The following is a 22726-nucleotide window of genomic DNA, read 5'->3' as shown; positions in this document are numbered from 1 at the left end:
AGGAGCCCTTTGGGGAGATCCTGTGCGACTGCAGGTGATCCACAGTCCCTGGCCGGCGGTGAGCGCTGGCGTCTGTGATCTGGTCACCGACCTGAGCCTGGCCCAGTCGAAGCTTTTGTTTCACCTCAAGGTGCTCAAACAGGCGGGGCTGCTGGCCGACCGAAAGGAGGGTCGCTGGGTCTATTACCGCCTGCGCCCCGAAATCCTGAAAGCCCTGCAGGCCTGGCTGGCCGATCTGGTGGCCAACTGGGGCACTCTCGCCAAACCCTGCCCCTGAGGCCGCTCAGACCCCCTTGGGCAGCACCAGCTCGATCGCGGCGCCGCCGTCGGGATGGTTGCGGGCCTGCACCCGGCCGCCATGGGTGAGAGCGATCTGTTGCACAATCGCCAGGCCCAGGCCACTGCCGGACTGCTGGCTGCGCACCCGCGACGGGTCACCCCGGTAGAAGCGCTCGAACAGATGCTCCAGGTCCTGCTGGCTGAGGCCAGGTCCGTGGTCGCGCACCTCCAGCTCCCACCAAAGGCCGCTGCTGCCCACGCTCAGCTCCACCACTCCGCCACCGGGGCTGTAGCGCAGGGCATTTTCAAACAGGTTGAGCAGGGCACGGTGCAGCCCTGAGGCATCGGCCCAGAGCAAGCTGGCCTGGCGCTGGCCGGTGATCAGCCGGACGCCGCGGCTTTCGGCGAGGGGCCTGAGGCTGCTCCAGGCCTCATCGGCCAGCTCCCAGAGGTCGAGCACCTCGTAGCGGCTCTCATCCAACGGAAGGCTGTTCTCCAGGCGGGAGAGCTCCAGGAGATCGCCCACCAACTCCTGCAGCCGCTTGAGCTCCCGCTGCAGGCGATCCACCAGCACAGAACTGCTGCTGCCACCACTGGCGCCAGTGGTGGCAGCCTCCTTGCCTGTCTCCGTCGCCAGCCGCTCCCCCACCAGCATCAGTGCGGTGAGGGGAGTCTTGAGCTCGTGGGCCACGTCACTCACCCAGCGGCTCTGCTGATCCAGCTGGGATTCCAGGGATCGCCGGCTGTTGATCCACAGCGCCACCCAGCCCTCACCACCCGCCAGCAGCACGGCCTCCAGCGGCTCGTTGCCCTGGCACCACTCCAGCCGCTGGGGCCGGCCGCGGCGACCCACCAGCCGGATCGCCTCCTCGAGATCCATCTGCTGAATCACGGCGCGCAGGGGCTCCCCCCGCACCAGTCGATCGGCGGGGAGCTGCAGCAGGCGCTCCGCCCGCGGGTTGATCGCCTGGATGCGCTGCTGAGCGTCGAGCACCAGCCAGCCTTGGGGTGCCCCCTCCAGCCAGGCCAGCAACTGCAGCCGCCCCAGCCCCGGCAGCAGCGGCCTGATGCTCCTCTCATCGGCCTCGCCCCGCCCCCAGCGGGGCCCACGGCCCCGGGCGATCAGCCAGCCGAGCAGCATGCCAAGGCCCAGGGCCAGCAGCAGGGTCATGGCCCCGGGCTCAACCGAAGCGGTAGCCGAAGCCCCGCACCGTGAGGATGTGCTCGGGCGCTGAGGGATTGACCTCGAGCTTCTCCCGCAGCCAGCGGATGTGCACATCCACGGTCTTGGTGTCGACCACGTAGTCGGTGCCCCAGACCTGATCGATCAACTGGTTGCGGCTCCAGACGCGGCCCGGGTTCTGCATGAAGAACTCCGCCAGCCGGTATTCCTTCGGGGAGAGGTTCACCGTTGCCCCCCCGCGGGTGATACGGAACTCATCGGGGAAAAGACTCAGCTCCCCATGGTGAATGATCTCGCCGACAGGGAAGCGCTCCAGGGTCTGCTGGCTGCGGCGCAGAAGGGCGCGGCAGCGGGCCACCAGCTCGCGCAGCCCGAATGGCTTGACCAGGTAGTCGTCGGCGCCCAGCTCCAGCCCCAGCACCCGATCCGTTTCCGTGTCGCGGGCGCTCACCATCAGGATCGGCGTGTGGGCATCACCGCGGCGCAGATGACGGCACACATCCAGGCCGCCGACCCCGGGCAGCATCAGATCCAGCAACACCAGATCGAAGCTGGCTGAACCCTGGCGCTGGGACGCATCAATCTGCTGAATCGCCTGCCGACCATCGGCGGCGCAGGCCACCTCAAATCCCTCCTGTGCCAGTGCCTCTTCAAGCGTGTGGCGGATGCCGTCGTCGTCATCAACGATGAGCAGGCGGGGCATGGGATCGTCCGAGCCCGCGAGCTGAACACTCAAATTAGGCCATCCGAGGCAGGTGGCTGATCACCAGATGGCGCTGGCCATCGATCTTGAGCCAGCCCTCATCGCGCAGCAAGCCGATGACCCGCGTGACCGTGACGCGGGTGGTGGAGAGGGCACTGGCCAGCTCCTGATGGGTGAGGCGCAGGTTGAGGCGCAGACCGTCTTCGCAGGCCTGGCCGTAGTCCTGGGCCAGCAGTTCCAGGAAACCGCGCACCCGCTCCTCCACCCGCCGCAGCCCCAGCAGGGAGAGCAGGGTTTCCGCCTGGCGGTGACGGCTGATCACGGCCTGCATCACCGCCATGGCCAGATGGGGCGCCTGCTCGATCTCGGCACAGGTGAGGCAGAGCAGGTCGGAATCGGTGAGGGTGCAGGCCTCATAGGCCTGAACGTTGGTGAGGGGTTCACCGAAGGGCTCATTCGGGCCGGCCAGGCCGAGCAGCAGCGGATCGCCGTGGATGGTCACGGCTTCGAGTTTGACCATGCCGCGCACCACCAGCCAGATGGTGTTCTTCAGTAGCGGAACCGCGCTGCCGGCGCCGATGTGCAGGAGCTGCCGCTGCCGGTAACTGGTTTCCAGTACCTCACGGATCGCATCGCTGCGGCCCGCATCGCGAAAGGGAGTTGAAACCATGGCCTATCTCCGCTGACACCACGGAGTGTATGGACGACGACCGACAGGAAAGCAAAGACAAGAGAAGGGGGCGGTTAACCCTTGACTAAGGATTCACCGCCCCCCGGGCCCCAAGGGGCCATGGCCTCAGGAGCCGATGTTGCCTACGGCCTTCTTGGCCGAATTGAGCACCGTGCCGCGCAGGGGGACATAACCGAGGTCATCGGCTTTGCCCTGGGCCTTGGGGCTCAGCAGGAAGGCAATCGCCTGGCGAATGCGCGGAGCTTTGGCACCATTGCCGCTCTTGTACGCCAGCACCCAGGTGAGGGTGGCGATGGGGTAGCTGTCAGCACCGGCGGGATTGGGATCTTCGCCGGCGAGGCTGGCGTTGAGGCGGATGTTGTTCAGGGCCGCCGCACCACTCTTCAGGTTGGGCATCACGAACTTGCCCGCCCTGTTCTGCAGGGCTGCCGCCTTGATCGGTCCCTTGACGAAAGCCTGATTGAGGTAACCGATGGAACCCGGGGTGTTCTGAACCACACCGGCGACGCCCTCATTACCCTTGCCGCCCACACCCACGGGCCACTTCACCGATTTGCCCTCACCCACCTTGCTCTTCCAAGCCGGCGAGAAGGCGGAGAGGGAGTTGGTGAAAGCGAAGGTGGTGCCGGAGCCATCGGAGCGATGCACCACGGTGATCTTGCCGGGGGCACACTTGAGTTGCTTCCAGTCGCTGATCACCCCCAAGAAGACCTCAGCCGCCTGCTTCTGGGTGAGCTTGAGAGCGCAACCCGGCTTGTTGTAAGCGATGGCAATCGTGCCGCCCACTGTGGGAAGTTGCACCACACCCCGCTTCACCTTGGCGGCATCGGCAGAGCCGATCGGCTCATCAGTGGCACCGAAATCAACCGTGCCGGCAATGAACTGGCGCACGCCGGCTCCGGAGCCAACCGACTGATAATTGACCTGAGGGCCACCGCCACTGGCCAGATCAGAGAAGGCCCGTTGGTAGAAGGGAGAGGGGAAGGTGGCTCCCGCACCGTTGAGGGTGTTTTGAGCCGTAGCGGCGGCACCAGCACCAAGCGCGGTCAGAACACTGAAGACAAAGGCCTTCTTCGCGAAGGTCATCACAAGCGCCAAAGGGGGGCGATTACTGCATAGCAACGAGCCCACCCCGCACAATTTATGGCCTGGTTAAGCTTGCTTCAAGATCTGGATTCATTCTCAGGGGTAGCCTGTCGTCGCCACAGACCGCCCAAGCCGATGAAACCCCCGACCGTCGGGCGGTCAACCGCCTGCCGGGGTGGAGAGTGGAACGGCCGAATCCACTGCAGGTCATGAGCCAGGACCGCGACGACATCTTTGCTTTTCTCGCCCAAATCAACTCCGACGGGGAGTTGCGCGAAGCGCTGAATCTGGTGGAGTCAGCCGAGGACGTGGCGCGGCTGGCTCAGGAGCGGGGGCACAGCTTCTCAGCCGCTGCCTTGGTGGAACTGTTCAACCGCTGCAACGAAGCCCCCACGGCCCGGCTGGGGCTGATGGATGAAAAGCTGATCCGGGTTCACCTGAAGCGCGATCAGCTGCGCTGAGCCATCGTCGCCATGGTGCTGCCACTCTCCCCCTACGACCCCCTGCCGCCGCCACCCGAGGGGCCGGACAGCCTGGTGGAGGTGGCGGTGGCCGAGCTCCGGCCCACGCAGCTCTGCATCGGCCTGGCCGAGATCCGCCAGCGCCAGGCTGAGTTCGCCGCTGAGTCGCGCAAGGAACGGCGGCGCTACCTCAGGCGCAAACCTGTGCCCTTGGTGCGGGCCCGATCCGGCACCCACTGGATGGTGGACCGCCATCACCGCCTGCGCAGCCTGCTGGAGATCGAGCCCGAGGCCACCGCTTTCGGTTATGTGGTGCTGCAACTGCCCCACGACCACCCGCAGCTGGTGCTGGAGGCGTTGGCCGAGCGTGGCTGGCTCTACCTGCACGACGGCCGCGGCCAAGGCCCCTGGCCGCCCGAGCGGCTGCCCCAGAGCCTGCTGGAGCTCGAAGACGACCCCTACCGCAGCCTGGTCTGGAAGCTGAAGCAGGAGCGGGTGATCGCGCCGGCACCGCTGATCCCCTTCCATGAATTCCGCTGGGGGGCCTGGCTGCGCAGCCGTTGCCTGCCGCCCTTCAGCTCCCTTTGCCTGGGGCCGGCGCTGCCGGCGGCCCGCGCCCTGGCCCGCTCCGCGGCGGCCTCACGCCTGGCCGGCTGGAAGGGCTGAGCCGCTGTTCTGAGGGCTGCCCTAGGCTGGAGCAGCTCGCCACACTTAGCGGAGACCGCTGGTATCCCCGCTTCGATCTGGTCCGAGCGGACCATTCGGTCGCCTCCTCTGAGCCCGATATCAGGAGTGCCATCGAATGACCAACCCTCTACGAGCGGGAGTTGGCTTGCCGCCGAATCCCACGGCGATCATTTATTGCGAAGGCAACTTCGGCCGCATTGACGGCAAGACCGCCAATGGCCTGGTGCGCCATTCAGAGGCCTACCGCATTCTGGCGGTGATCGACAGCCAGATGGCCGGCAACGATGCCGGCATGGTGCTCGATGGCGTGGCCCGGGGCATTCCCGTCTGCGCCAATCTCAGCGAGGCCCTGGCCCAGTGCGGGGGCAAGGCCGATCTGATGATCGTCGGCATGGCTCCGGCCAGCGGCAGGCTCGTACCTGAGCAGAAGCACGTGTTGCTGAGCGCCATCCGCGCCGGCTTGCATCTGATCAATGGGCTGCACGAATTCCTCAACGACGATGCCGAATTCGCCAGGACGGCGGCGGATCACCACGTCAGCATCAGCGACATCCGGCGGCCACCGAGCCTGAGCGATCTGCGCATGTTCAGCGGCCGTATCTCCTCTCTTCCCTGCCGCCGCATCGCCGTGCTCGGCACGGATGGGGCGGTGGGGAAACGCACCACGGCCGTGATCCTCACCCGGGCCCTCAACGACGCCGGCATCAAGGCGGTGATGGTGGGCACCGGCCAGACCGGACTGATGCAGGGGGCCCGCCATGGCCTCGCCCTCGATGCGATTCCCTGCCAGTACGCCTCCGGCGAAGTGGAGGCCGCGGTGGTGGAGGCCTGGGAGGCGGAGCATCCAGAGGTGATCGTGATCGAAGGCCAGGGGGCGCTCAGTCACCCGGCCTACCTCAGCTCGGCCTACATCCTGCGGGGATCGCAGCCCCAGGCCGTGCTCCTGCAGCACGCGCCGATGCGCCACTGGCTGAGCGATTTCCCCCAGATCCCGATGCCAACGCCGGCCAGCGAGATCGCCCTGATCGAGACCTTCGCCTCCACACGGGTGATCGGTCTCTGCCTCAACCACGAAGGCATGGGCGAAGCGGAAGTGACCGCAGCAATCGCCCTCTACGGGATCGAGCTGGGTCTGCCCGCCACCGATGCCCTCAAGCGCTCCCCGCAACGCCTGGTGGACATGGTGGTCGGCGCCTTCCCCGAGCTGCAACCCACAGCCGCCCGCCTCGGCTCTTGAGCGCCCCGAGGCTGGAGATCCACCTCGACCGCATCGCCCACAACGCCCGCAGCCTGGTGGCTCGCCTCACCGCCAGGGGGGTGTCCCTCACGGCCATCACCAAAGCCACCCTGGGGCTGCCCCAGGTGGCGGCGGTGCTGGCGGCGGCCGGGGTGAGTGGGATCGGCGAGCCGCGCATCGAAACCCTGGCGGCCCTGCGGCGCAGCGGCCTGACCCTGCCACTGACCCTGATTCGCTCGCCCATGCCCAGCCAGGTGGCCCAGGTGGTGGCCCAGGCCGACATCAGTCTGAACACCGAGCCGGCGGTGTTGGACCTGCTCTCGGCGGCGGCGATCGATCAGGACCATCGCCACGGTGTGGTGCTGATGGTGGAGCTGGGCGATCTACGCGAGGGGATCCTGCCGGAGCGGCTGGAGGGGATTGCGGCGGGCCTGCTGCGCCTGCCCGGCCTGGACCTGATCGGCATCGGCGCCAACCTGGCCTGTCAGAACGGCGTGGTGCCCTCCCAGGCCTCGATGGCCCAGCTCTCGTCGTTGGCCACGGGTCTGGAGACCCGCTTCGGCCTCGTGCTGCCGCTGGTGTCGGGCGGAAACTCCGCCAATCTCCCCTGGCTGTTTACCGGAGGGACGCCGGGGAGGATCAACAATCTGCGCCTCGGCGAGGCGATCCTGCTGGGCCGCGAACCGCTGCAGCGCCGCCCGATTCCTGGTCTGCGCACCGATGCCTTCCGCCTGGTGGCCGAGGTGATCGAAGCCAATCTCAAACCCACCCTGCCCTGGGGCCAATGCCAGCAGGGAGCCTTCGGCGCCCCGCCCGCCCGGGTTGATCGGGGCGAGCGCTGGCGGGCATTGGTGGCCCTGGGCCTTCAGGATGTGGATGCCGCAGGGCTCACGCTGCCGGCGGGCATGACCCTGCTGGGGGCCAGCAGTGACCATCTGGTGCTCGACACCGGCTCCGTGGCCGTGGCGGTGGGAGCGGAGCTGGGCTTCGATCTCAACTACAGCGCCCTGCTGCGGGCGATGACCTCACCCTTCGTGGCCCAAACCCTGATCGAGGCCCCGATCCAGGCAACGGCGGAGGGCCGTCAGCGGTTGGCCTCCAGCCCTGCGGGGGTCCAGGCCTGAGCGGTACCGAGGGCCGGGTCCAGGCTGGCCAGGTAGCGCTTGCGTTGCCCCGAAGCCCAGGGCTCATCGATGCAGACCCCGAGGGGGAGCAACGGGATCGGCTCAGGGGCGGCGCCGTGAGCGTTAGTCAAAGACGTGTCCATGGCTCGGAAGCTAGGCAGCAAGCCCGTTGTCGACTGTGCGCTGCATGGCCAAGGTCAGTGCCAGCGAACACGGCAGACGCCGGCGCACAGGCCGATCAGGCCAGGAACAGCCAGGCCGGCCAGCAAGGTTCAGAATGCAACCGACGGTTCCAGTGGCTCACACCCTGGAGGCAACGAGGAAAGACCGGTGTGGTGGGGCCCTTCTGGCCCCGTCGAATCCGGCACTGTCCCGCAGCTGTGATTGGGTTCCCCCTGGGCGTCCCTTCAGTCAGAACGCTCGCCGTCTCAGTTCCCCAACCCACCGGCGCGGACCGTTCCCCCACGATGAACCGAGCTCCCAGCACCAGCACCACCTCCCTCGCCCTCTACGGCGGCCTGGCCGCTGTGGCCTTTGCCCTGGCCGCCCAGCCGGCCCAGGCCCATGGCTTCGCCCATGGGGGCATCGGCTCTGGCTTCCTGCACCCCCTCACCGGCCTCGACCACCTGCTGCTGTTGATCGGTGTGGGCGCCGCCTCCGCCGCCATCTCCTCCACCCTGCTGCTCTGGGCCCTGGCGGGCGCCGTGGCCGGTGGCGTGTTCGGAGCGATGGGCGGTAGCCTGCCCTTCGCGGAGCTTCTGGCGGCCCTGGCCATCACCGTCGTGGCCGGCTCAATCCTCTGGGCCGAGCGCCAGGGGTCCAGCCCACGGCTCAGCCTCTGGGGGGGCCTGGTGGCCGCCGCCGTGGCCGTGCACGCCATGCTGCACGGGCTGGAAGCACCCAGTGATCACAACTCCCTCTCCTGGTGGCTGGGGGCCTTCGTGGGCTCGCTGCTGGTGAGCGGTGGCACGGTGCTGGTGCTGCGCCGTCTCCCCTGCAGCGTCACAACCAGGCTGGCAGTGGCCCTGGCCCTCGGCGGCGGCCTGGTGGCCTTCGCACCACTGGCCCTGCAACTGCGCTGATTCAGCGATGCCCACCGGGGGACTTGAACCCCCACGACCGAAGCCACTGGTACCTAAAACCAGCGCGTCTACCAATTCCGCCAGGTGGGCGTAACCCAACTCTATCGAGCGGCTCAGAATGGCCGCACCGCCGCTTCCGTCGCCATGCTCGCCACCCTCGGTGGATCCCTGGCACTTCTTGCCGGTCTGCTGGTGCTGCTGCTGCCGCTGCTGGTGCCCGAGCTCAGCCGCCCCCGCGATTCAGTATGGGGCGCCCTGGTGCTGGTGCTGGGCCTGGTGCTGGTCACCAGCGCCGAGCGCCTCAGCGGGGCCCCGATGCTGGCCGTGCTCTGCGGCGGCCTGCTGATCGGCCGGCTGAGCACGGAGGTGAGCCTGGGCCGCTGGCGCCAGCTCAGTCGCGAAGAGCAGGTACGCCTCACCGGCGTGGAGCGCTGGCGCACCAGCCTGCAACAACTCAGCGCCGCCCTGATGGGGCTGATCGCCCTGGCGGGATCCAAGTTGGGGGTCCTGAGCACCTGGCTCAAAGAGCGGCGCGAAGCCAGCGCCAAGGTCCAGACCAGCGGCAAGCGCTGGGTGCGTCCCGAGCCCGAAGCCAGCGACACCAACGTGACCACCGTGGAGTCGTTCGCCGAAATCGAGCAGCTGGTCGAGCAGGCAGGTGCACAGAGCCCAGACGCTTCCCCAGTGGTGGATTCAGTTCAGGGGCCAGCGGCGGACGCCGCTGCAGCCGCCGTTGGGGAAGCCGGCGCCGAGCCGACGACCGATGACGACGACAGACCCTGAGGGCTGGGGTCGATAATTCGCCCTTGCTGCCCTCCCGGAGCCGTGACAGTCAGCCCGGTCTCCTACAAGGACACCCTCAACCTGCTGCAGACGCCCTTCTCGATGCGGGCGAACGCCAAAACCCGTGAGCCGGAGCTGCAGGCGTTCTGGGCGGAGCTCGACCTCTACCAGCGGCTCAGCCGCGGCAATCCCGGCGAGGTGTTCACCCTCCACGACGGCCCTCCCTACGCCAATGGGCCCCTGCACGTGGGCCACGCCCTCAACAAGATCCTCAAGGACATCCTCAACAAGTACGCCCTGCTGCGCGGCCGGCGGGCCCGCTTCGTGCCGGGCTGGGACTGCCATGGGCTGCCGATCGAGCTCAAGGTGCTGCAGAGCCTCTCCAGTGCCGAGCGCTCCGCGCTCACGCCGATCGACCTGCGCCGCCGTGCCCACGCCTATGCCCTCGAGCAGGTGGAGGGCCAGAAGGCGGGCTTCAGGCGCTGGGGTATCTGGGCCGACTGGGAGCAGCCCTACCTGACCTTGAACAAGGCCTATGAGGCCGCCCAGATCGGTGTGTTCGGCCGCATGGTGCTCGCCGGCCACATCTACCGGGGCCTGAAGCCGGTGCACTGGAGCCCCAGCTCCCGCACCGCCCTGGCCGAGGCGGAACTGGAGTACCCCGACGGCCACACCTCCCCCAGCGTCTACGTGGCCTTCCCGGTGGTGGCCCTACCCGGAGGGCTCGGCGCCCGACTCACCGCCCTTGGCCTCACTACTGCCGAAGCGGCCACCACGCCGGCTGAAGGCGATCTGGCGGTGGCGATCTGGACCACCACCCCCTGGACCCTGCCCGCCAACCTGGCGGTTTCGGTGAACGCCTCCCTGGAGTACGCCCTCTGCCGCGTGGGCGATCAAGGAGCCAACGGCTATCGCACCAGCCGCCACCTGATCGTGGCCGCCGAGCTGGTGGAGAGCCTGCGCAGCAGCCTGCAGCTGGAGCTCGAACCCCTGCTCAGCCTCAGGGGCGCGGAACTGGAGGGGGCCCAGTACCGCCATCCCCTCCTCGATCGCACCAGCCCGGTGGTGATCGGCGGCGATTACATCACCACCGAAGCGGGCACCGGCCTAGTGCACACGGCACCGGGCCACGGGGTCGACGATTTCATCACCGGCCGCAAGGCCGGCCTGCCCGTGCTCTGCCCGGTGGATGAAGCCGGCACCCTCACAGCCGAAGCCGGCCCCTTCGCCGGCCTCAATGTGCTCAAGGACGCCAACCCGGCCATCATCTCCGCCCTCGAGGCCGCCGGCGCCCTGCTGCGCCATGAGCCCTACGAGCACCGCTACCCCTACGACTGGCGCACCAAGAAACCGACGATCTTCCGCGCCACCGAGCAGTGGTTCGCCTCGGTGGAGGGCTTCCGCGCCCAGGCCCTCGAGGCCATCGCCGCCGTCGACTGGCTGCCCGCCAGCGGCCGCAACCGCATCGAGGCGATGGTGCGCGACCGCGGCGACTGGTGCATCAGCCGCCAGCGCACCTGGGGCGTGCCCATCCCCGTTTTTTACCACCGAGACAGCGGCGAGACCCTGCTCAATGCCGGCACCCTCGCCCACGTGGAGGCCCTGATCGCCGAGCACGGCTCCGATGTGTGGTGGGAGAAGGACGAGGCCGAGCTGCTGCCGCCATCCCTCGCCGCCGAAGCGGCCCAGTGGCGCAAGGGCACCGACACGATGGACGTGTGGTTCGATTCCGGCTCCTCCTGGGCAGGAGTGCTGGGGGGCCTGGGCACGGGAGCAGATCAGGCAGCAGATTCTGGCGACGAGGCCTCCGGGGACGCGTCAGCGACCGCTGAGACTCCACCACTGAACTATCCCGCCGATCTCTACCTGGAGGGCTCCGACCAGCACCGGGGCTGGTTCCAGAGCAGCCTGCTCACCTCCGTCGCCGTCAACGGCCAGGCCCCCTACAGGCGGGTGCTCACCCACGGCTTCACCCTCGATGAGAAGGGTCGCAAGATGAGCAAATCCCTGGGCAATGTGGTCGATCCAGCCGTGCTGGTGGAGGGCGGCAAGAACGAGAAGCAGCAGCCCCCCTACGGCGCCGATGTGCTGCGCCTGTGGGTGAGTTCCGTGGATTATTCCGCCGATGTGCCGCTGGGGCCGGGCATCGTCAGGCAGCTGGCCGATGTGACCCGCAAGGTGCGCAACACGGCCCGCTACCTGCTGGGCAACCTCCACGACTTCGACCCAAGGCCGGCGGCCGAAGGGGGTGATGCGGTGGAGATCGCCGATCTGCCGCTGCTGGACCGCTGGATGCTGGAGCGCACCGCCAGTTTGATCGAGGTGGTGAGCGCCGATTTCGAGCGCTACGAGTTCTACCGCTTCTTCCAGGCCCTGCAGAACTTCTGCGTGGTGGATCTCTCCAACGTCTACCTCGACATCGCCAAGGACCGGCTGTACGTGAGCGGGGCCAGCGACTTCCGCCGCCGCAGCTGCCAGACAGTGCTGGCCCTGGTGGTGGAGCGGCTCGCGGGCCTGATCGCGCCGGTGCTCTGCCACATGGCCGAAGACATCTGGCAGAACCTGCCCTATCCGGTGACGGAGCGCTCGGTATTCGAGCGGGGCTGGCCTACCGCGCCGGCCACCTGGGGTGAGGCGGCCCTGGTGGAGCCGCTGCGGCCGCTACTGGAGCTGCGCGGGCAGGTGAACCGCCAGCTGGAGAGCTGCCGCACCACCGCTGATCTGGGGGCCTCCCTGGAGGCCCGGGTGGAGCTGGAACTGGGGAACGGCGATCGCGCCGCAGCCCTCGACGCCGCGCTGGAGCTACTGCAGGGCAGCCCCCATCCCTCCGTGGACAACCTGGCCGACTGGCTGATCGTCTCGAAGCTGGAGCTGCGCAAAGACGGCGCTCCAGCCCTGGCTGATCCGCTGGCTGAAGCCAGCGAAGGGGGCATCACTGTGCGGATCGCCCGCGCCGAAGGCCGCAAATGCGAGCGCTGCTGGCACATGGAAACCGACATCGGCTCCCATGCCTCCCACCCCAGCCTCTGCGGCCGCTGCGTGGCCGTGCTTGACGCCTGAGAGGGGCTGGTCAGGGCTTGATGCGGTCCCAGTCTGGAGCCAGGGCTTGGATCCCGTGGTCAATCCCGATCAGGCTGGGTGTCCTGACCTTGAGAAGACGGCTGGTGCATCGGCAGTCCAGCAGGTGAGGGGCGCCCCTCTGATGAAATCTGATGAAGAATCAACTGGCAGTTCTGTTCTTCTGAGAGGGCCCACTCCAGCAGATAGGCCGCCAGATTGCTAAGGGGATCGCCCTTGTTCGTTGGCAATCTGAGCCAATCCCTCATGAACGCTGTCTGGGATGGTGATACTGATGCGTACGGGAGAGCGGAAAGCAGAGGAAACTCGATGCTCACTTCTCATGGTCGCTTCCTCTCCTTGACTCCATCAAAAGAAACGATCGGTCATTGCGTGCGACCAGCAGGGCGGGCCAATTGAGCATCAATGGGACCGCACCCCTTACAGACTCAACCTAACGCTGTTGCGCCTTGATGGCATGCCAGCAGCGAGGCATGGACCAGGCTGGCGGCTATCGCGGCCGCAGACAGTAGGGGGCAACCCCCATTCATGCCTGGCCAAAACGCAACAGTGCTCAGAATCGGCATACCTGAGCCGAACACCCCGCAGATCAGCCTCGAATCGACGGCAGATCGACGATATCCCTCTCACATCTCTCTGACTATCCTGAAGAGGAAGGGAAGAAAACGGCATGGATAAACTAATCGTTGAACTCAGTCTTTCTCCAGGGACTGTCGACGTGATACAGCACGTTGCGGAAGCCTTGGGAACCAGTGTTGAGGGCACTCTGACTGTTTACCTGGAAACCCTCCGTACAGCGGTCGACTACGCCCCTTCCAGATATGGGCACAAGATTTGCTCCACTCCCATGAAAGTCATTGTTTCAGACAATCTCGTGACCATGGCCTGACCAGACCTCACAACTTGAAACTCCGAGTGGGCCTCGCTGCCTAGAGATTCACTCGCCAGCACTGCACTACAAGTCACTCTGCTGCCTAAGCTCTGAATTTCTCCTGAATGATGACAGAAAGACGACGCAGTCAACTCGGTGAACTCGATTCCAGGAGTTATGTATTGCATCGAGTCATCTCTTGCGCTCTGGAAGATCTCCAGCAAGAGATTCTGGCAGACTCTGCCATCACATCAGCTCTATCGCCCTTGGCCTCAGCCAGCCAGGTTCGACGTCTGCTGGTGGAATGGCTGCAAGATCCGGGATTCCCGCCAGCATCGGCCTACAATGATTGCGGAATCACTACAGACGTCGAGGACGGCTTGATGGGCGGTTCAGTCTAAAAGAAGCGGGTAGCTAGCTCAGGGGAGAGGACAGCAGAGGGCATCCCAGCTCAATGGCATGGACTGAATGGGGAAGAGGAATCGCTTCTGATGGGTCTTCGCCAGCAGGAACACATCAGCAACACAGGAGCCGCGCTGGGTCGTTCCACTGGGTTGGTGCAAAGATCCGCTCCCTTTGGGAGCCAACCAGCAATGGTCTGCGCACCTTCATCAAGCCAGCAAGCCGGAGGCAAGGAAAGCGCATGTATCACATAAACATGCTGACAAGCTGTCTGCCATCCTCGGGTCCAGTGGATGCGTTCTAGCATGAATAAGTGAATAAAACGCCTAACAAATAGAAGCCAACGAGACCAACTCTTCTGAGGGAATATGCATAAAACTCGTCCGAGCAGGAACGCTGCCGGCGATGGTCTCAACGACTATCTGAGACGGATCAAACGCACTCCACTGTTGGCTCCTGATGAAGAACTGCATCTGGCCGGACTCGTGCAGGAGTGGCTCAACCATGCCAATCCACCAAAGGCTCTGATCAAAGGTGGCACCGGGGCCAAGAGCCGCATGGTATCCGCCAACCTCAGGCTGGTGGCGCTGATCGGCCTCAAGTATAAGGACCGGATCGGCAGCCTCCAACTAGAGATGCTTGACCTTCTGCAGGCCGGCAATCTTGGATTGATCCGAGCAGTTGAACTGTTCGATCCCACCCGCGGCTACAAATTTTCCACCTATGCCTTCTGGTGGATTCGCGAGGCGGTCACGCAGGCCATGCGTGAAGGTGGCCACGGCATCAGGATTCCAAAGACGATACTCAATCTCGCCTTCCGTGCTGAACATCTGCAAGCCTCCTCCGACCAGGCTCTCTCCACCCGCATCATGGCGGTTCGTCTCGGAGAATCAGAACGACGTGTGGGGAATTCATTACGCACTGTACGGCAGTGCCGCACCACGTCACTCGACCAAAAGGCTGGAATCATGGGTGAGGATACATGCCTGATGGATCTAATCCGCGACGAAAAGAGCCTAACACCCAATGACGACTATCAATGGCTTCTTAGACATGTTCAAGCTCTCGATAGTCGTGAAAAGCATCTACTCCAGCTTCGCTTTGGCACTGAGGAGAGCCGTTCCTATGCCGAGGTGGCCGGCTCGATGGGGATGAGCAAGGGTCAGGTGCAGAGTCTTGAACAGAGAGTCCTGCGCAAGCTGCGCCGTCAACTCACACCTACAGCTCAGGGAGATGGATGCCGCCACCAGCCGGCAACTGGCCGGACGCTGCCAACACTGAAGCGGGAGCGAGCCAGCGCCAGGCTGTGATGGTCCAGCAGGAGGCCAAGCGTCAGCAGGCAGAACGGGAACTGCAGGATCTCAGGGCGCAACGAGTCCGGCTTGAAAAACAGGTCGACTGCGAACGGATTCAGTTGTCGATAAATCAACTGAAGTCCGGAGGGGAAATCGATCAAGCGCTCAAACTGCTGAAGCTCTGGAACGCCCCATGCCCGAACCTCCAGGCTGCTCGCTAACAAGGTTATACAGACTCAATCGCAACCACCGCATGGCCCGGCGCTGATGGCTTCTTTTGATCATGGGCGTAGCGATGGCCGTCGGGGATCTAACACCTCACACCCCCTGTTAAAAGTTGTCCAGGAAGGCCTGATGCTCTGCTCTGATGACGCTTGACCGAGCCCGGTGCCGTGATACTTAGCGGCGAGAGGGCCTTGATTGAGTGGACCATGGGCCTGAAGATCAAGGGGATCGAGTCCGTCTTTTCCGACAGCACCCATCTGCATTTCGGTGCCTTCGGAAGATCGTGGATTACCGCGATTACATTGATTTCCAAGGATCCACTTTCGCGCCGGTGTCGGTGCGGACCATCTAATACAGTCGCAGCCTTGAGATTGTATTAGATTCTAGTGGGCTTTTCGGATATTGCCTGAGCCCGTTCATCACTTGGTTATCATCACATCAACACCGGGCGTTCGCCGTCGTACCAAGACGCCGGTGTCATGATCGCTGCGATGCAGTTGCAGGTCGATCTCCTCCTCGCCGAGCCGCAGCCCGTTGACTTCCAGCAGGTTGATGCCCTTCGGGAGCACCGGCTTGCGGAACAGCACCTGCACCCGGTCCGTTTCGGGGTCGCGACCGATGCCCATTCCGGTGATCGCTTCCAGCAAACCAAACACCGAGCCGCTGGCCCAGGCTTGGGGGCTGCAAGCCACCGGGTAGAGGGTGGGGGCTTCATCATCGCGACGAGGGAATCCGCAGAACAACTCGGGCATCCGGAACTGCGGTATTGCCCGGGCCGTGTCGAACAAGCCGGTGAGGATTCGCATCGCCTCTGGCATGTGGCCGTAGCGGGCCAGGCCCAGGGCGATCAAGGCGTTGTCGTGGGGCCAGATTGAGCCGTTGTGGTAACTCATCGGGTTGTAACGGGCCTCTCGTTCATCGAGAGTGCGCACGCCCCAGCCGTTGAAGCTGGTGGGTGCAAGCAGCTGGCGGGCCACCGACGCAGCCGCGTCACGGCTGGCGATGCCGGTCCAGAGGCAGTGGCCCGTGTTGGAGCTGCGCACTGCACAGGGTGTGCCCTCTCCGTCGAGTGCCAGGGCATAGGTGCCGATGGCATCGCACCAGAAGGCTGCGTGGAAGCGACGGCGCAGCTGATGAGCTTCCTCGCGCAATTGCTCGGCTTCGGCGGCACGTCCGAAGCGATGCTCAATGCCCGCCATGGCGGTGCGGGCCCCGTAGGCGTAGGCCTGCACCTCGCAAAGGGCGATTGAACCCTCGGCCAGGCGGCCGTCGGCGTGGTGAATGGCATCATCGGAATCCTTCCAACCCTGGTTGCGAAGGCCGCCTTGGGCGGCGCACTGGTAGCGCAGGAATCCGTCCTGGCTACGCGCTTCGGCGGCCCTGATCCAGGCCAGAGCCTGGTCCAGCGCCGGCCGCAGGTGGTCAATGAAGGACTTGTCATCGCTGCGCAGGAGGTAGTCGCCCGCCAGGATCAGGAACAGAGGCGTGGCATCCACCGAACCGTAGTAACGGGCAAAGGGCACCTCCCCCAGGGCCGCCATTTCGCCCAGACGGGCTTCATGCAGGATCTTTCCGGGTTCGGCATCCACCGCGGGGTCGAGGTGGATGGCTTGCTGATCCGCCAGGTAGCCGAGCACGCCGCGGGCCAGGCGCGGTTCCACCAGGAGCATCTGGCGGGCGGTGATCAGCCCATCACGGCCGAAGGGGCAGCTGAACCAGGGAACGCCGGCATAGGGGTAGAGGCCGTGCTCGAGCTGGCTGGAGAGCAGATGCACATCCGACATGGAGCGGGCCACCCAGCAGTTGAACGCCTGGTTGTCGGTGGCGATGGAGGCTGCCTGGCGGTGGCTGTCGCGCAAACGCTCGTTCGTCGCCGCGAGTGCGGCATCAAAGGCATCATCAACCGCGACACGAGCGCCGGCGGGATGGAAATCAAGCAGGAGATGGACGCGACGGGTGCAGCGAGGTTCCAGCTGCAGGATCAGATTGATGTGGGTTTCACCCACCTCCGCCGCCACACCTTCCACCCGCAGGAGCGTGCGGCGATCCTCCCCGTCAAGCCCGCCGTAAGCCACTTCCAGGAAGTCCTGGGTGTGCTGGTGGACCGTGCGGCCGCGCTGCGGACGCTGGTGTCCACGGATCTCGAAGATGTCACGGAAATCGGCGTCGAAGCGCAGGGTCAACGGCAGCAACACCGCACCGCCCAGGTAACTGGTGAAATCGAGGGCCTGCAAACAGCTCGTGGGGGTCAGGACAGTGCTGCGCTTCAGGTGCACGGAACCGGGCGGGGGCGCACCGGGCCCATCGATGTCGTTGCTGAGATGGCTAACGTGAAGCCCCATCTCCTCGCTCTCGGCGGAGCTCAGCACGATCGGGGACTGATCCCAGAGCAGGAGTTCCAAGCGGCTCACATGGCGAGCGCCGCGGTGATAGATGCCGGAATCGGGATGGGTCTCGGGGCAGATTTCACCCCGGCGATCGAGCATCGCGAAGGTTTCTCCGTCCTTGAGTACGAACGGGGGGAGCAGATCATGCGGCATGGGAACACGTGGCAAGGAGCCTGGCCGGGGAGGGACTGCGACGGGCCTCGATCTGGCGTTGGAAGAGACGTTCGTAGTCGGCCGCCTGCCGGGCGACTGTGAAGCGCTGCTCGAAATCATGGCGAACACGCCGGCGATCCAGTCGCTCGATTCCCCGCACCGCCGTCACGGCCTCCTCGATCGTTTCCACCAGCAGTCCGTTGTGGCCGGGTCGGATCACCTCGGGGGTGGAGCCGTTGCGCCAGGCGATCACGGGCGTACCGCAGGCGTTGGCTTCGATCATCACCAAGCCGAAGGGTTCGGGCCAGTCGATCGGGAACAGCAGAGCCAGGGCGTTGCCGAGCAGCTCCTGCTTGCCGGCATCATCGACCTCCCCGATGAACTCCACCAGGGGACTGTCACGCAACAGAGGTTCAATTGTGGTGTGGAAATAATCCAGATCAACGGCATCGATCTTGGCGGCCACCTTGAGGGGCAGACCCAGAGCGTTGGCGATGGAGATGGCACGGTCAAGACGCTTCTCGGGTGAAATCCGCCCCACGAAGGCCAGGTACTCGGAGGGTGACGGCTGGAAGCGGTACAGATCGGTGGGCAGACCATGGTGAATGGTGCCGAGCCAGTGAGCCCCAGGCAGAGGCGCCCGCTGGGATTCCGAGATCGACACCAGGGGCACCGGATCGGAATCCCCGTGGAGCTGGGCCATCTCCGGACCCGTCAGGGGTCCGTGCAAGGTGTGGAGCTGCGCCACCGGCAGGCGGGCGATGCCGGGGTGGAGGCCATGGCCGGTATGGAAATGGAGAATGTCAAAGCGATCGAGCTGACCGATCACCTGATCAAGCTGGCGATCCTCGGGCACCCGTAGATCGCCCCGATAGCCGGCCGGCCTGAGGGCTCGCGGCACACAGGGGAAGAGCTCAGCGCTGGTGAGTGAATCACCGCTGGCAAACAGCACGACCTCATGACCACGGTTGACAAATTCTTCTGTCAGATAGTGAACAACTCGTTCCGTTCCGCCATATCGCAGCGGCGGAACACTTTCAAACAGTGGTGAAATCTGGGCGATCCGCATCGACGTGCTCTCGAAGAATCAATTGGCATCCCGCGTCCGTTAACGCTCAGAATGCAAATCTGCGGCCACCAAGGTGTCGCAGCAGGGGCGTTGCAGCAACCTGTTCCTAGTTCAAACGTAGACACGAACCAGTGGCGCTGCACCGAACAATGGGAATTACTGACACAGAACAGAAGTTCACAGGATCAGGGCAACACAGCCGCGCCAGCTCAAAGCATTGAGCGTTGATGGCGCCGTGGATATGGGGCACATCTACAGCGCTCAAACACCAGTTTCAGGCCCATGGTGAAAGGAGAGGGGCTATGGCGTGACAGGCGAAAGGATTTGCTCAAGCAGCGATCTGGCCGTGCCACATGCTCTGGCATTGATCTCACACCCTTGCGGACCTGATCATGAACAAACTCCAGTTCAAAGGTGAATGGCATGAATTGAAAGGAAAGCTCAGGCCGAAGTTCGCCGATCTCACCGATGACGACTTGGCCTACACCGAGGGACAGGAAGAAGAATTGCTGGGCCATCTGCAGAAGAAGCTCGGCAAGAGTCAGCAAGAGATCACTCAACTCATCAACACTCCTTAGGAGTCCCGTCATGCTGAACTACGCCATAACCTTTTTTGTCATTGCGATCTGGGCCATCAGTGATCACTGATGCTCAAATAATATGAGACATTCTGGTTACCGCAATAGAGTCTAGTTAAGCGCTAATTCTCATCCCCCTTCGCCTTGATCACCATGAATCACCAACTTCGCCTTCTGCGCCAGCTGGCCGCCACTTGCCTTGGCCTGGTCTTCAGCCTGCTGGTGCTGATTGCCACGCCGGCCTTGAGCACTCCCGGCCAGGCCTCAGCAGCCTTCACCCTCAGCGCCTCCGGCTTGCCCCTGGCCGCCACCGCCGGCCGCGTCAAGGCCGGCGCCAAGGAGTTCGAGGGCAAGACCCAGGAATCGATTGGCAACGTCACTGGCAATCAGGGAGATCGCCTCGCCGGCAAGGCGAAGCAGGCCGAGGCCAAAGTCCGGAATGCCGTCGAAGATGTAAAAGACAAGGCCGGAATGGGTTGAGCCAAGATCAGCGGAGTGCCCCAGCATCACGCCTGACGACGCCATGCCGGGGCATTGAAGCTTCAAACTTATTCGAGTATGGAGCTAGGGATGAAGCACGTTCCGCCCCCTGGTGTTCTCCAATTCACTGAACTTTTTACACATTAGCTCTCGCCACTCCAGCGCTCGCTAAAATGAGTTGATCAACTGAACTCGGCCAATCAATCGACCACGGCCCGCCAGACGCCTACGGGCTTACCACGCTCCATCTAAACAGAAGTACCGCCCACCAGAACTCCAAAATACCCCTCATCTTGTGCCAACCTCGAGACCTACATCTTGGCGAAGCATTTCGTTCGTGACAGCCAGTACATCAACATCTGAGTCCCGCTGCAGCAAGCATTAACTTAGCAGCGAAAAATATGACGAAGACGGTGACTTAGCCAGCAACACAATAATCCTTGCCATAATAAGAAATAGCCCTTAAATCTCTTGGCAATGACTAATATTCACGTCTACGGGCCAAATCACAGAAGTTCGAATCACGCGGCGTCGGGTGGATCCTGACCGCTGGTGAACGAAACTCACCAGCGGTCAGGATCCAGGAATCTCTCCGCCGGCTCTGGTCCGGCCAGCACCAGCTCAGACTCTGGGTTCATTGGCCCCTGCAGGAGCTCGGCGCTCTCCAGGCTTGCCCCCTCAGGCAGCGCCGGCTGATCGGGATCGAAGGCGGTGGGATGGGTCACGCTGCTGGAAAAGCCTCGGAAGATCAGCAGTTCAAACTCCTCCTCTATCGCTTCTTTGTCCCCTGGACCCACCAACGAGGGGAGAGTGCCCCGCAGACGCAGGACGCGGTCAGGCCGGCCGCGGCTGATCGCTTCAAGCTGGGCCAGCAAAGCGACCACCATCAGAACCCTCCAGCCACCCGCCCCTGGCGAGGCAGACGTACCAGGATCCACTGCAGCAGGCCCACCACGTAGGCCACCAGGGCCAGATAGCCGAAAAAGGCGGTGAGGGTGGGGGTGAGGTCGGCGCCGAACACGAAGGAGAACACCTGGGCGGCCCCACCGTGCAGGCGACGGGGCGCCTCCAGCCAGGCCTGGCAGAAGGCCGTGCCCGCCGCGCCAAGACCGCAGCCCATGGCACCCACTCCCAGTGCGGCCCCCAGAAGGCCGAAGGCCGTGAGCGCCCAGCGCCAGCTGCGCACTGCCAGCGGCAGCGGCCGCCAGGGGGGCAGATCAGCCAGTTCCTCGTTCAGATCCACCCAGAACCAGAGCGACGCCACCATCAGCAGCTTGGCCACGACCATCAGCGGATAGGCCAGGGGCCGGGCGTCGACGAACAACAGCACCGCGATCGCCGACAGGCTGGCCACCTTCCAATAGATGCCCATCAACCGCAGCAGCGCCCCCTCCCGCCGCCACGCCGCCCAGATCAGCAGCACCAGGGGCAGACCCAGGGTGAAGACCACCGCCAGACGGAAGTCGAGCCACACCAGGGTGCGGTACAGCAGGTCGGGCACAGCTTGGGTACGGGAAGGCGCCATTATCCGCGCCATGCTTCACCAGTAGGTTCAGTTGATGCCTGCGCCTCCCCTGTTCTCCTGGCTCCGCCGCGGTGATGAGCAGGCGTCCTGCCGCACGTCGCTCTCACGTCTGCCCTCCCTCGAAGACGCCGTCAGCGAGGTGGTGCAGCAGCTCAATGCCAAGGGCTTCGGCGCCGCGGTCCGGGGCGAGGCGGACCTGGCCCTGGTGTTCTGCTCCACCAGCTACGCCAGCGACCTGCAGCGGCTGATGCCTCTGTTGCGCTCCCGTCTGAAGGCCCGCCATTGGCTGGGTGCCGCCGGCGGTGGCGTGGTGGGCACCGGGGCGGGCGGCAGCGCCCATGAGGTGGAGCAGGAGCCGGCCCTGAGCGTGATGCTGCTGCGCCTGCCGGGAGCCGAATTGCAGCTGTTCGAGCTCGACACCGATCAGCTGCCCGATCTCGATGGCGACAGTCGCGTCTGGATCGACTGGGTGGGGGCCGATCCGGCGCGGGCCAACGCCATGGTGCTGCTGGTGGACCCCACCTGCCAGGCCATCAACGATCTGATCAGCGGCCTGGATTACGCCTTCCCGGGCCTGGCCAAGGTGGGGGGGATCGCCGGCCCCCACAGCGCCAGCCATGGATCCCTGCTGTTCGACGACCGGGTGGTGACCGGCGCCGTGGGCTGCCTGATCGGCGGCAGCTGGACCATCGATCCGGTGGTCGCCCAGGGCTGCCGACCGATCGGTCCTGTGTTCGAGATCGAGCAGGCTGAGCGCAATGTGGTGCTGCAGCTGAGCCGCGGCGACCAGCAGAACACACCGGTGAACTGCCTGCAGACGATCCTGCAGACCCTCAACCCCGCCGAGCGGGAACTGGTGCGCCACTCGCTCTTCCTCGGTGTGGCCCGCAACAGTTTCAACCTTGCCGGCGGTGGCGACAACGGCGAGACCACGGCCTTTCTGGTCAGGAATCTGATCGGGGTGGATCCCCGCAACGGAGCCGTGGCGGTGGCCGAACGCCTGCGGGTGGGCCAACAGGTGCAGTTCCAGTTGCGCGATGCCGACGCCTCCCGCCAGGAGCTGCGGCAACTGCTGCGCAGTCAGGCCAGGGGATCCGAGCCGCCCCTGGCGGGCCTGCTCTTCGCCTGTCTGGGCCGGGGCAAGGGCCTCTACGGCGAAGCCGATGGCGACGTGAGGATTGCCCAGGGGGAGTTTCCGGAGCTGCCCATGGCCGGGGCCTTCTGCAACGGCGAGATCGGGCCAGTGGCGGGCAGCACTTATCTGCATGGCTACACCGCCAGCTGGGGCTTCTTGGTGCCCCGCCCGGACGCCGCGGTATCAGCAGAGCCGCCGGAGGCCTGAGCGGT

22 protein-coding genes, 1 tRNA gene and 1 riboswitch are annotated in these 22726 nt (G+C 64.8%); of the genes, 13 read left to right on the top strand and 10 right to left on the bottom strand.

Features of this window, described 5'->3' with window-relative positions:
- The first annotated feature begins 22 nt into the window (after positions 1–22).
- On the top strand, positions 23–277 hold the full coding sequence (locus KBY67_RS06825) for a metalloregulator ArsR/SmtB family transcription factor (protein WP_315855563.1): 255 nt from the start codon (positions 23–25) through the stop codon (positions 275–277).
- A 6-nt stretch (positions 278–283) separates the two neighbouring features.
- Here KBY67_RS06825 and KBY67_RS06820 read toward each other — a convergent pair whose 3' ends face one another.
- The 4 genes from KBY67_RS06820 to pstS form a co-directional block, all read right to left on the bottom strand.
- Complete coding sequence (locus tag KBY67_RS06820) at positions 284–1450, bottom strand: cell wall metabolism sensor histidine kinase WalK (RefSeq protein ID WP_255110097.1); 1167 nt, start codon at positions 1448–1450, stop codon at positions 284–286.
- Between the two features lie 10 nt (positions 1451–1460).
- On the bottom strand, positions 1461–2165 hold the full coding sequence (locus tag KBY67_RS06815) for a response regulator transcription factor (RefSeq protein WP_255110094.1): 705 nt from the start codon (positions 2163–2165) through the stop codon (positions 1461–1463).
- 34 nt (positions 2166–2199) lie between these two features.
- Entirely contained in the window at positions 2200–2835 is a 636-nt protein-coding gene (locus tag KBY67_RS06810; protein WP_255110092.1) for a Crp/Fnr family transcriptional regulator, read from the bottom strand.
- A 126-nt stretch (positions 2836–2961) separates the two neighbouring features.
- Complete coding sequence (gene pstS / locus KBY67_RS06805) at positions 2962–3942, bottom strand: phosphate ABC transporter substrate-binding protein PstS (RefSeq protein ID WP_255110090.1); 981 nt, start codon at positions 3940–3942, stop codon at positions 2962–2964.
- A 209-nt stretch (positions 3943–4151) separates the two neighbouring features.
- On the opposite strand from pstS, the gene KBY67_RS06800 reads away from it, so the two are divergent.
- The 4 genes from KBY67_RS06800 to KBY67_RS06785 all read left to right on the top strand — a co-directional run bounded on the left by KBY67_RS06800 (position 4152) and on the right by KBY67_RS06785 (position 7451).
- Entirely contained in the window at positions 4152–4403 is a 252-nt protein-coding gene (locus tag KBY67_RS06800) for a Nif11-like leader peptide family natural product precursor (protein WP_255110088.1), read from the top strand.
- A 12-nt stretch (positions 4404–4415) separates the two neighbouring features.
- Positions 4416–5069 (top strand): ParB-like protein, encoded by a 654-nt coding sequence (locus KBY67_RS06795; protein ID WP_255110086.1) that lies wholly within the window; start codon positions 4416–4418, stop codon positions 5067–5069.
- 166 nt (positions 5070–5235) lie between these two features.
- Positions 5236–6327, top strand: a complete 1092-nt coding sequence (locus KBY67_RS06790; protein WP_255110083.1) for a DUF1611 domain-containing protein — start codon at positions 5236–5238, stop codon at positions 6325–6327.
- On the top strand, positions 6324–7451 hold the full coding sequence (locus tag KBY67_RS06785; protein ID WP_255110081.1) for an alanine/ornithine racemase family PLP-dependent enzyme: 1128 nt from the start codon (positions 6324–6326) through the stop codon (positions 7449–7451). Before KBY67_RS06790 ends, KBY67_RS06785 begins: the two co-directional genes overlap by 4 nt.
- Here the strand turns inward: KBY67_RS06785 and KBY67_RS06780 are convergent.
- On the bottom strand, positions 7412–7594 hold the full coding sequence (locus KBY67_RS06780; protein WP_255110079.1) for a hypothetical protein: 183 nt from the start codon (positions 7592–7594) through the stop codon (positions 7412–7414). The genes KBY67_RS06785 and KBY67_RS06780 overlap by 40 nt on opposite strands.
- A gap of 127 nt (positions 7595–7721) precedes the next feature.
- Positions 7722–7894: riboswitch (cobalamin riboswitch) on the top strand.
- 24 nt (positions 7895–7918) lie between these two features.
- Here KBY67_RS06780 and KBY67_RS06775 point away from each other — a divergent pair.
- A complete protein-coding gene (locus tag KBY67_RS06775) occupies positions 7919–8533 on the top strand; it encodes a HupE/UreJ family protein (RefSeq protein ID WP_255110077.1) in 615 nt (204 codons plus the stop codon).
- An 8-nt stretch (positions 8534–8541) separates the two neighbouring features.
- Here KBY67_RS06775 and KBY67_RS06770 read toward each other — a convergent pair.
- Positions 8542–8623, bottom strand: a tRNA-Leu gene (locus KBY67_RS06770).
- Positions 8624–8677: 54 nt separating this feature from the next.
- Between KBY67_RS06770 and KBY67_RS06765 the strand changes: the two genes are divergently transcribed.
- The 4 genes from KBY67_RS06765 to KBY67_RS06750 all read left to right on the top strand — a co-directional run bounded on the left by KBY67_RS06765 (position 8678) and on the right by KBY67_RS06750 (position 15183).
- Complete coding sequence (locus KBY67_RS06765) at positions 8678–9316, top strand: Ycf66 family protein (protein ID WP_255110075.1); 639 nt, start codon at positions 8678–8680, stop codon at positions 9314–9316.
- 102 nt (positions 9317–9418) lie between these two features.
- Positions 9419–12376: an isoleucine--tRNA ligase gene (gene ileS, locus KBY67_RS06760; protein ID WP_255110135.1), complete on the top strand. Its 2958-nt coding sequence runs from the start codon at positions 9419–9421 to the stop codon at positions 12374–12376.
- 1659 nt (positions 12377–14035) lie between these two features.
- The gene (locus KBY67_RS06755) at positions 14036–14977 is read left to right on the top strand and encodes a sigma-70 family RNA polymerase sigma factor (RefSeq protein ID WP_255110073.1); all 942 of its coding nucleotides are present in this window, start codon (positions 14036–14038) and stop codon (positions 14975–14977) included.
- Positions 14977–15183 carry a hypothetical protein gene (locus KBY67_RS06750; RefSeq protein ID WP_255110071.1) on the top strand — a complete coding sequence of 69 codons (207 nt, stop codon included), beginning with the start codon at positions 14977–14979 and terminating at the stop codon, positions 15181–15183. The genes KBY67_RS06755 and KBY67_RS06750 overlap by 1 nt, the downstream gene beginning before the upstream one ends.
- Before the next feature lie 423 nt (positions 15184–15606).
- Here KBY67_RS06750 and KBY67_RS06745 read toward each other — a convergent pair whose 3' ends face one another.
- Together KBY67_RS06745 and KBY67_RS06740 are read right to left on the bottom strand one after the other, a co-directional pair.
- Complete coding sequence (locus tag KBY67_RS06745) at positions 15607–17727, bottom strand: glycogen debranching N-terminal domain-containing protein (protein ID WP_255110070.1); 2121 nt, start codon at positions 17725–17727, stop codon at positions 15607–15609.
- The gene (locus tag KBY67_RS06740; RefSeq protein WP_255110068.1) at positions 17717–18796 is read right to left on the bottom strand and encodes a glycosyltransferase family 4 protein; all 1080 of its coding nucleotides are present in this window, start codon (positions 18794–18796) and stop codon (positions 17717–17719) included. The genes KBY67_RS06745 and KBY67_RS06740 overlap by 11 nt, the downstream gene beginning before the upstream one ends.
- A 392-nt stretch (positions 18797–19188) precedes the next feature.
- Between KBY67_RS06740 and KBY67_RS06735 the strand changes: the two genes are divergently transcribed.
- Together KBY67_RS06735 and KBY67_RS14780 are read left to right on the top strand one after the other, a co-directional pair.
- Positions 19189–19374 (top strand): CsbD family protein, encoded by a 186-nt coding sequence (locus KBY67_RS06735; RefSeq protein ID WP_255110066.1) that lies wholly within the window; start codon positions 19189–19191, stop codon positions 19372–19374.
- A 153-nt stretch (positions 19375–19527) separates the two neighbouring features.
- Positions 19528–19854: a CsbD family protein gene (locus KBY67_RS14780; protein WP_315855561.1), complete on the top strand. Its 327-nt coding sequence runs from the start codon at positions 19528–19530 to the stop codon at positions 19852–19854.
- A 563-nt stretch (positions 19855–20417) separates the two neighbouring features.
- Here the strand turns inward: KBY67_RS14780 and KBY67_RS06725 are convergent.
- Positions 20418–20741, bottom strand: a complete 324-nt coding sequence (locus KBY67_RS06725) for a hypothetical protein (RefSeq protein WP_255110064.1) — start codon at positions 20739–20741, stop codon at positions 20418–20420.
- Positions 20741–21355 carry a DUF3177 family protein gene (locus KBY67_RS06720; protein WP_255110062.1) on the bottom strand — a complete coding sequence of 205 codons (615 nt, stop codon included), beginning with the start codon at positions 21353–21355 and terminating at the stop codon, positions 20741–20743. Before KBY67_RS06720 ends, KBY67_RS06725 begins: the two co-directional genes overlap by 1 nt.
- 58 nt (positions 21356–21413) lie before the next feature.
- On the opposite strand from KBY67_RS06720, the gene KBY67_RS06715 reads away from it, so the two are divergent.
- Entirely contained in the window at positions 21414–22721 is a 1308-nt protein-coding gene (locus KBY67_RS06715; protein ID WP_255110060.1) for an FIST N-terminal domain-containing protein, read from the top strand.
- Positions 22722–22726 lie beyond the last annotated feature (5 nt).

The organism is Synechococcus sp. RedBA-s (assembly GCF_024345495.1).
In the GTDB taxonomy this organism is placed as follows: Bacteria; Cyanobacteriota; Cyanobacteriia; order PCC-6307; family Cyanobiaceae; genus Regnicoccus_A.
This window is presented reverse-complemented; position numbering and strand designations above follow the sequence as displayed.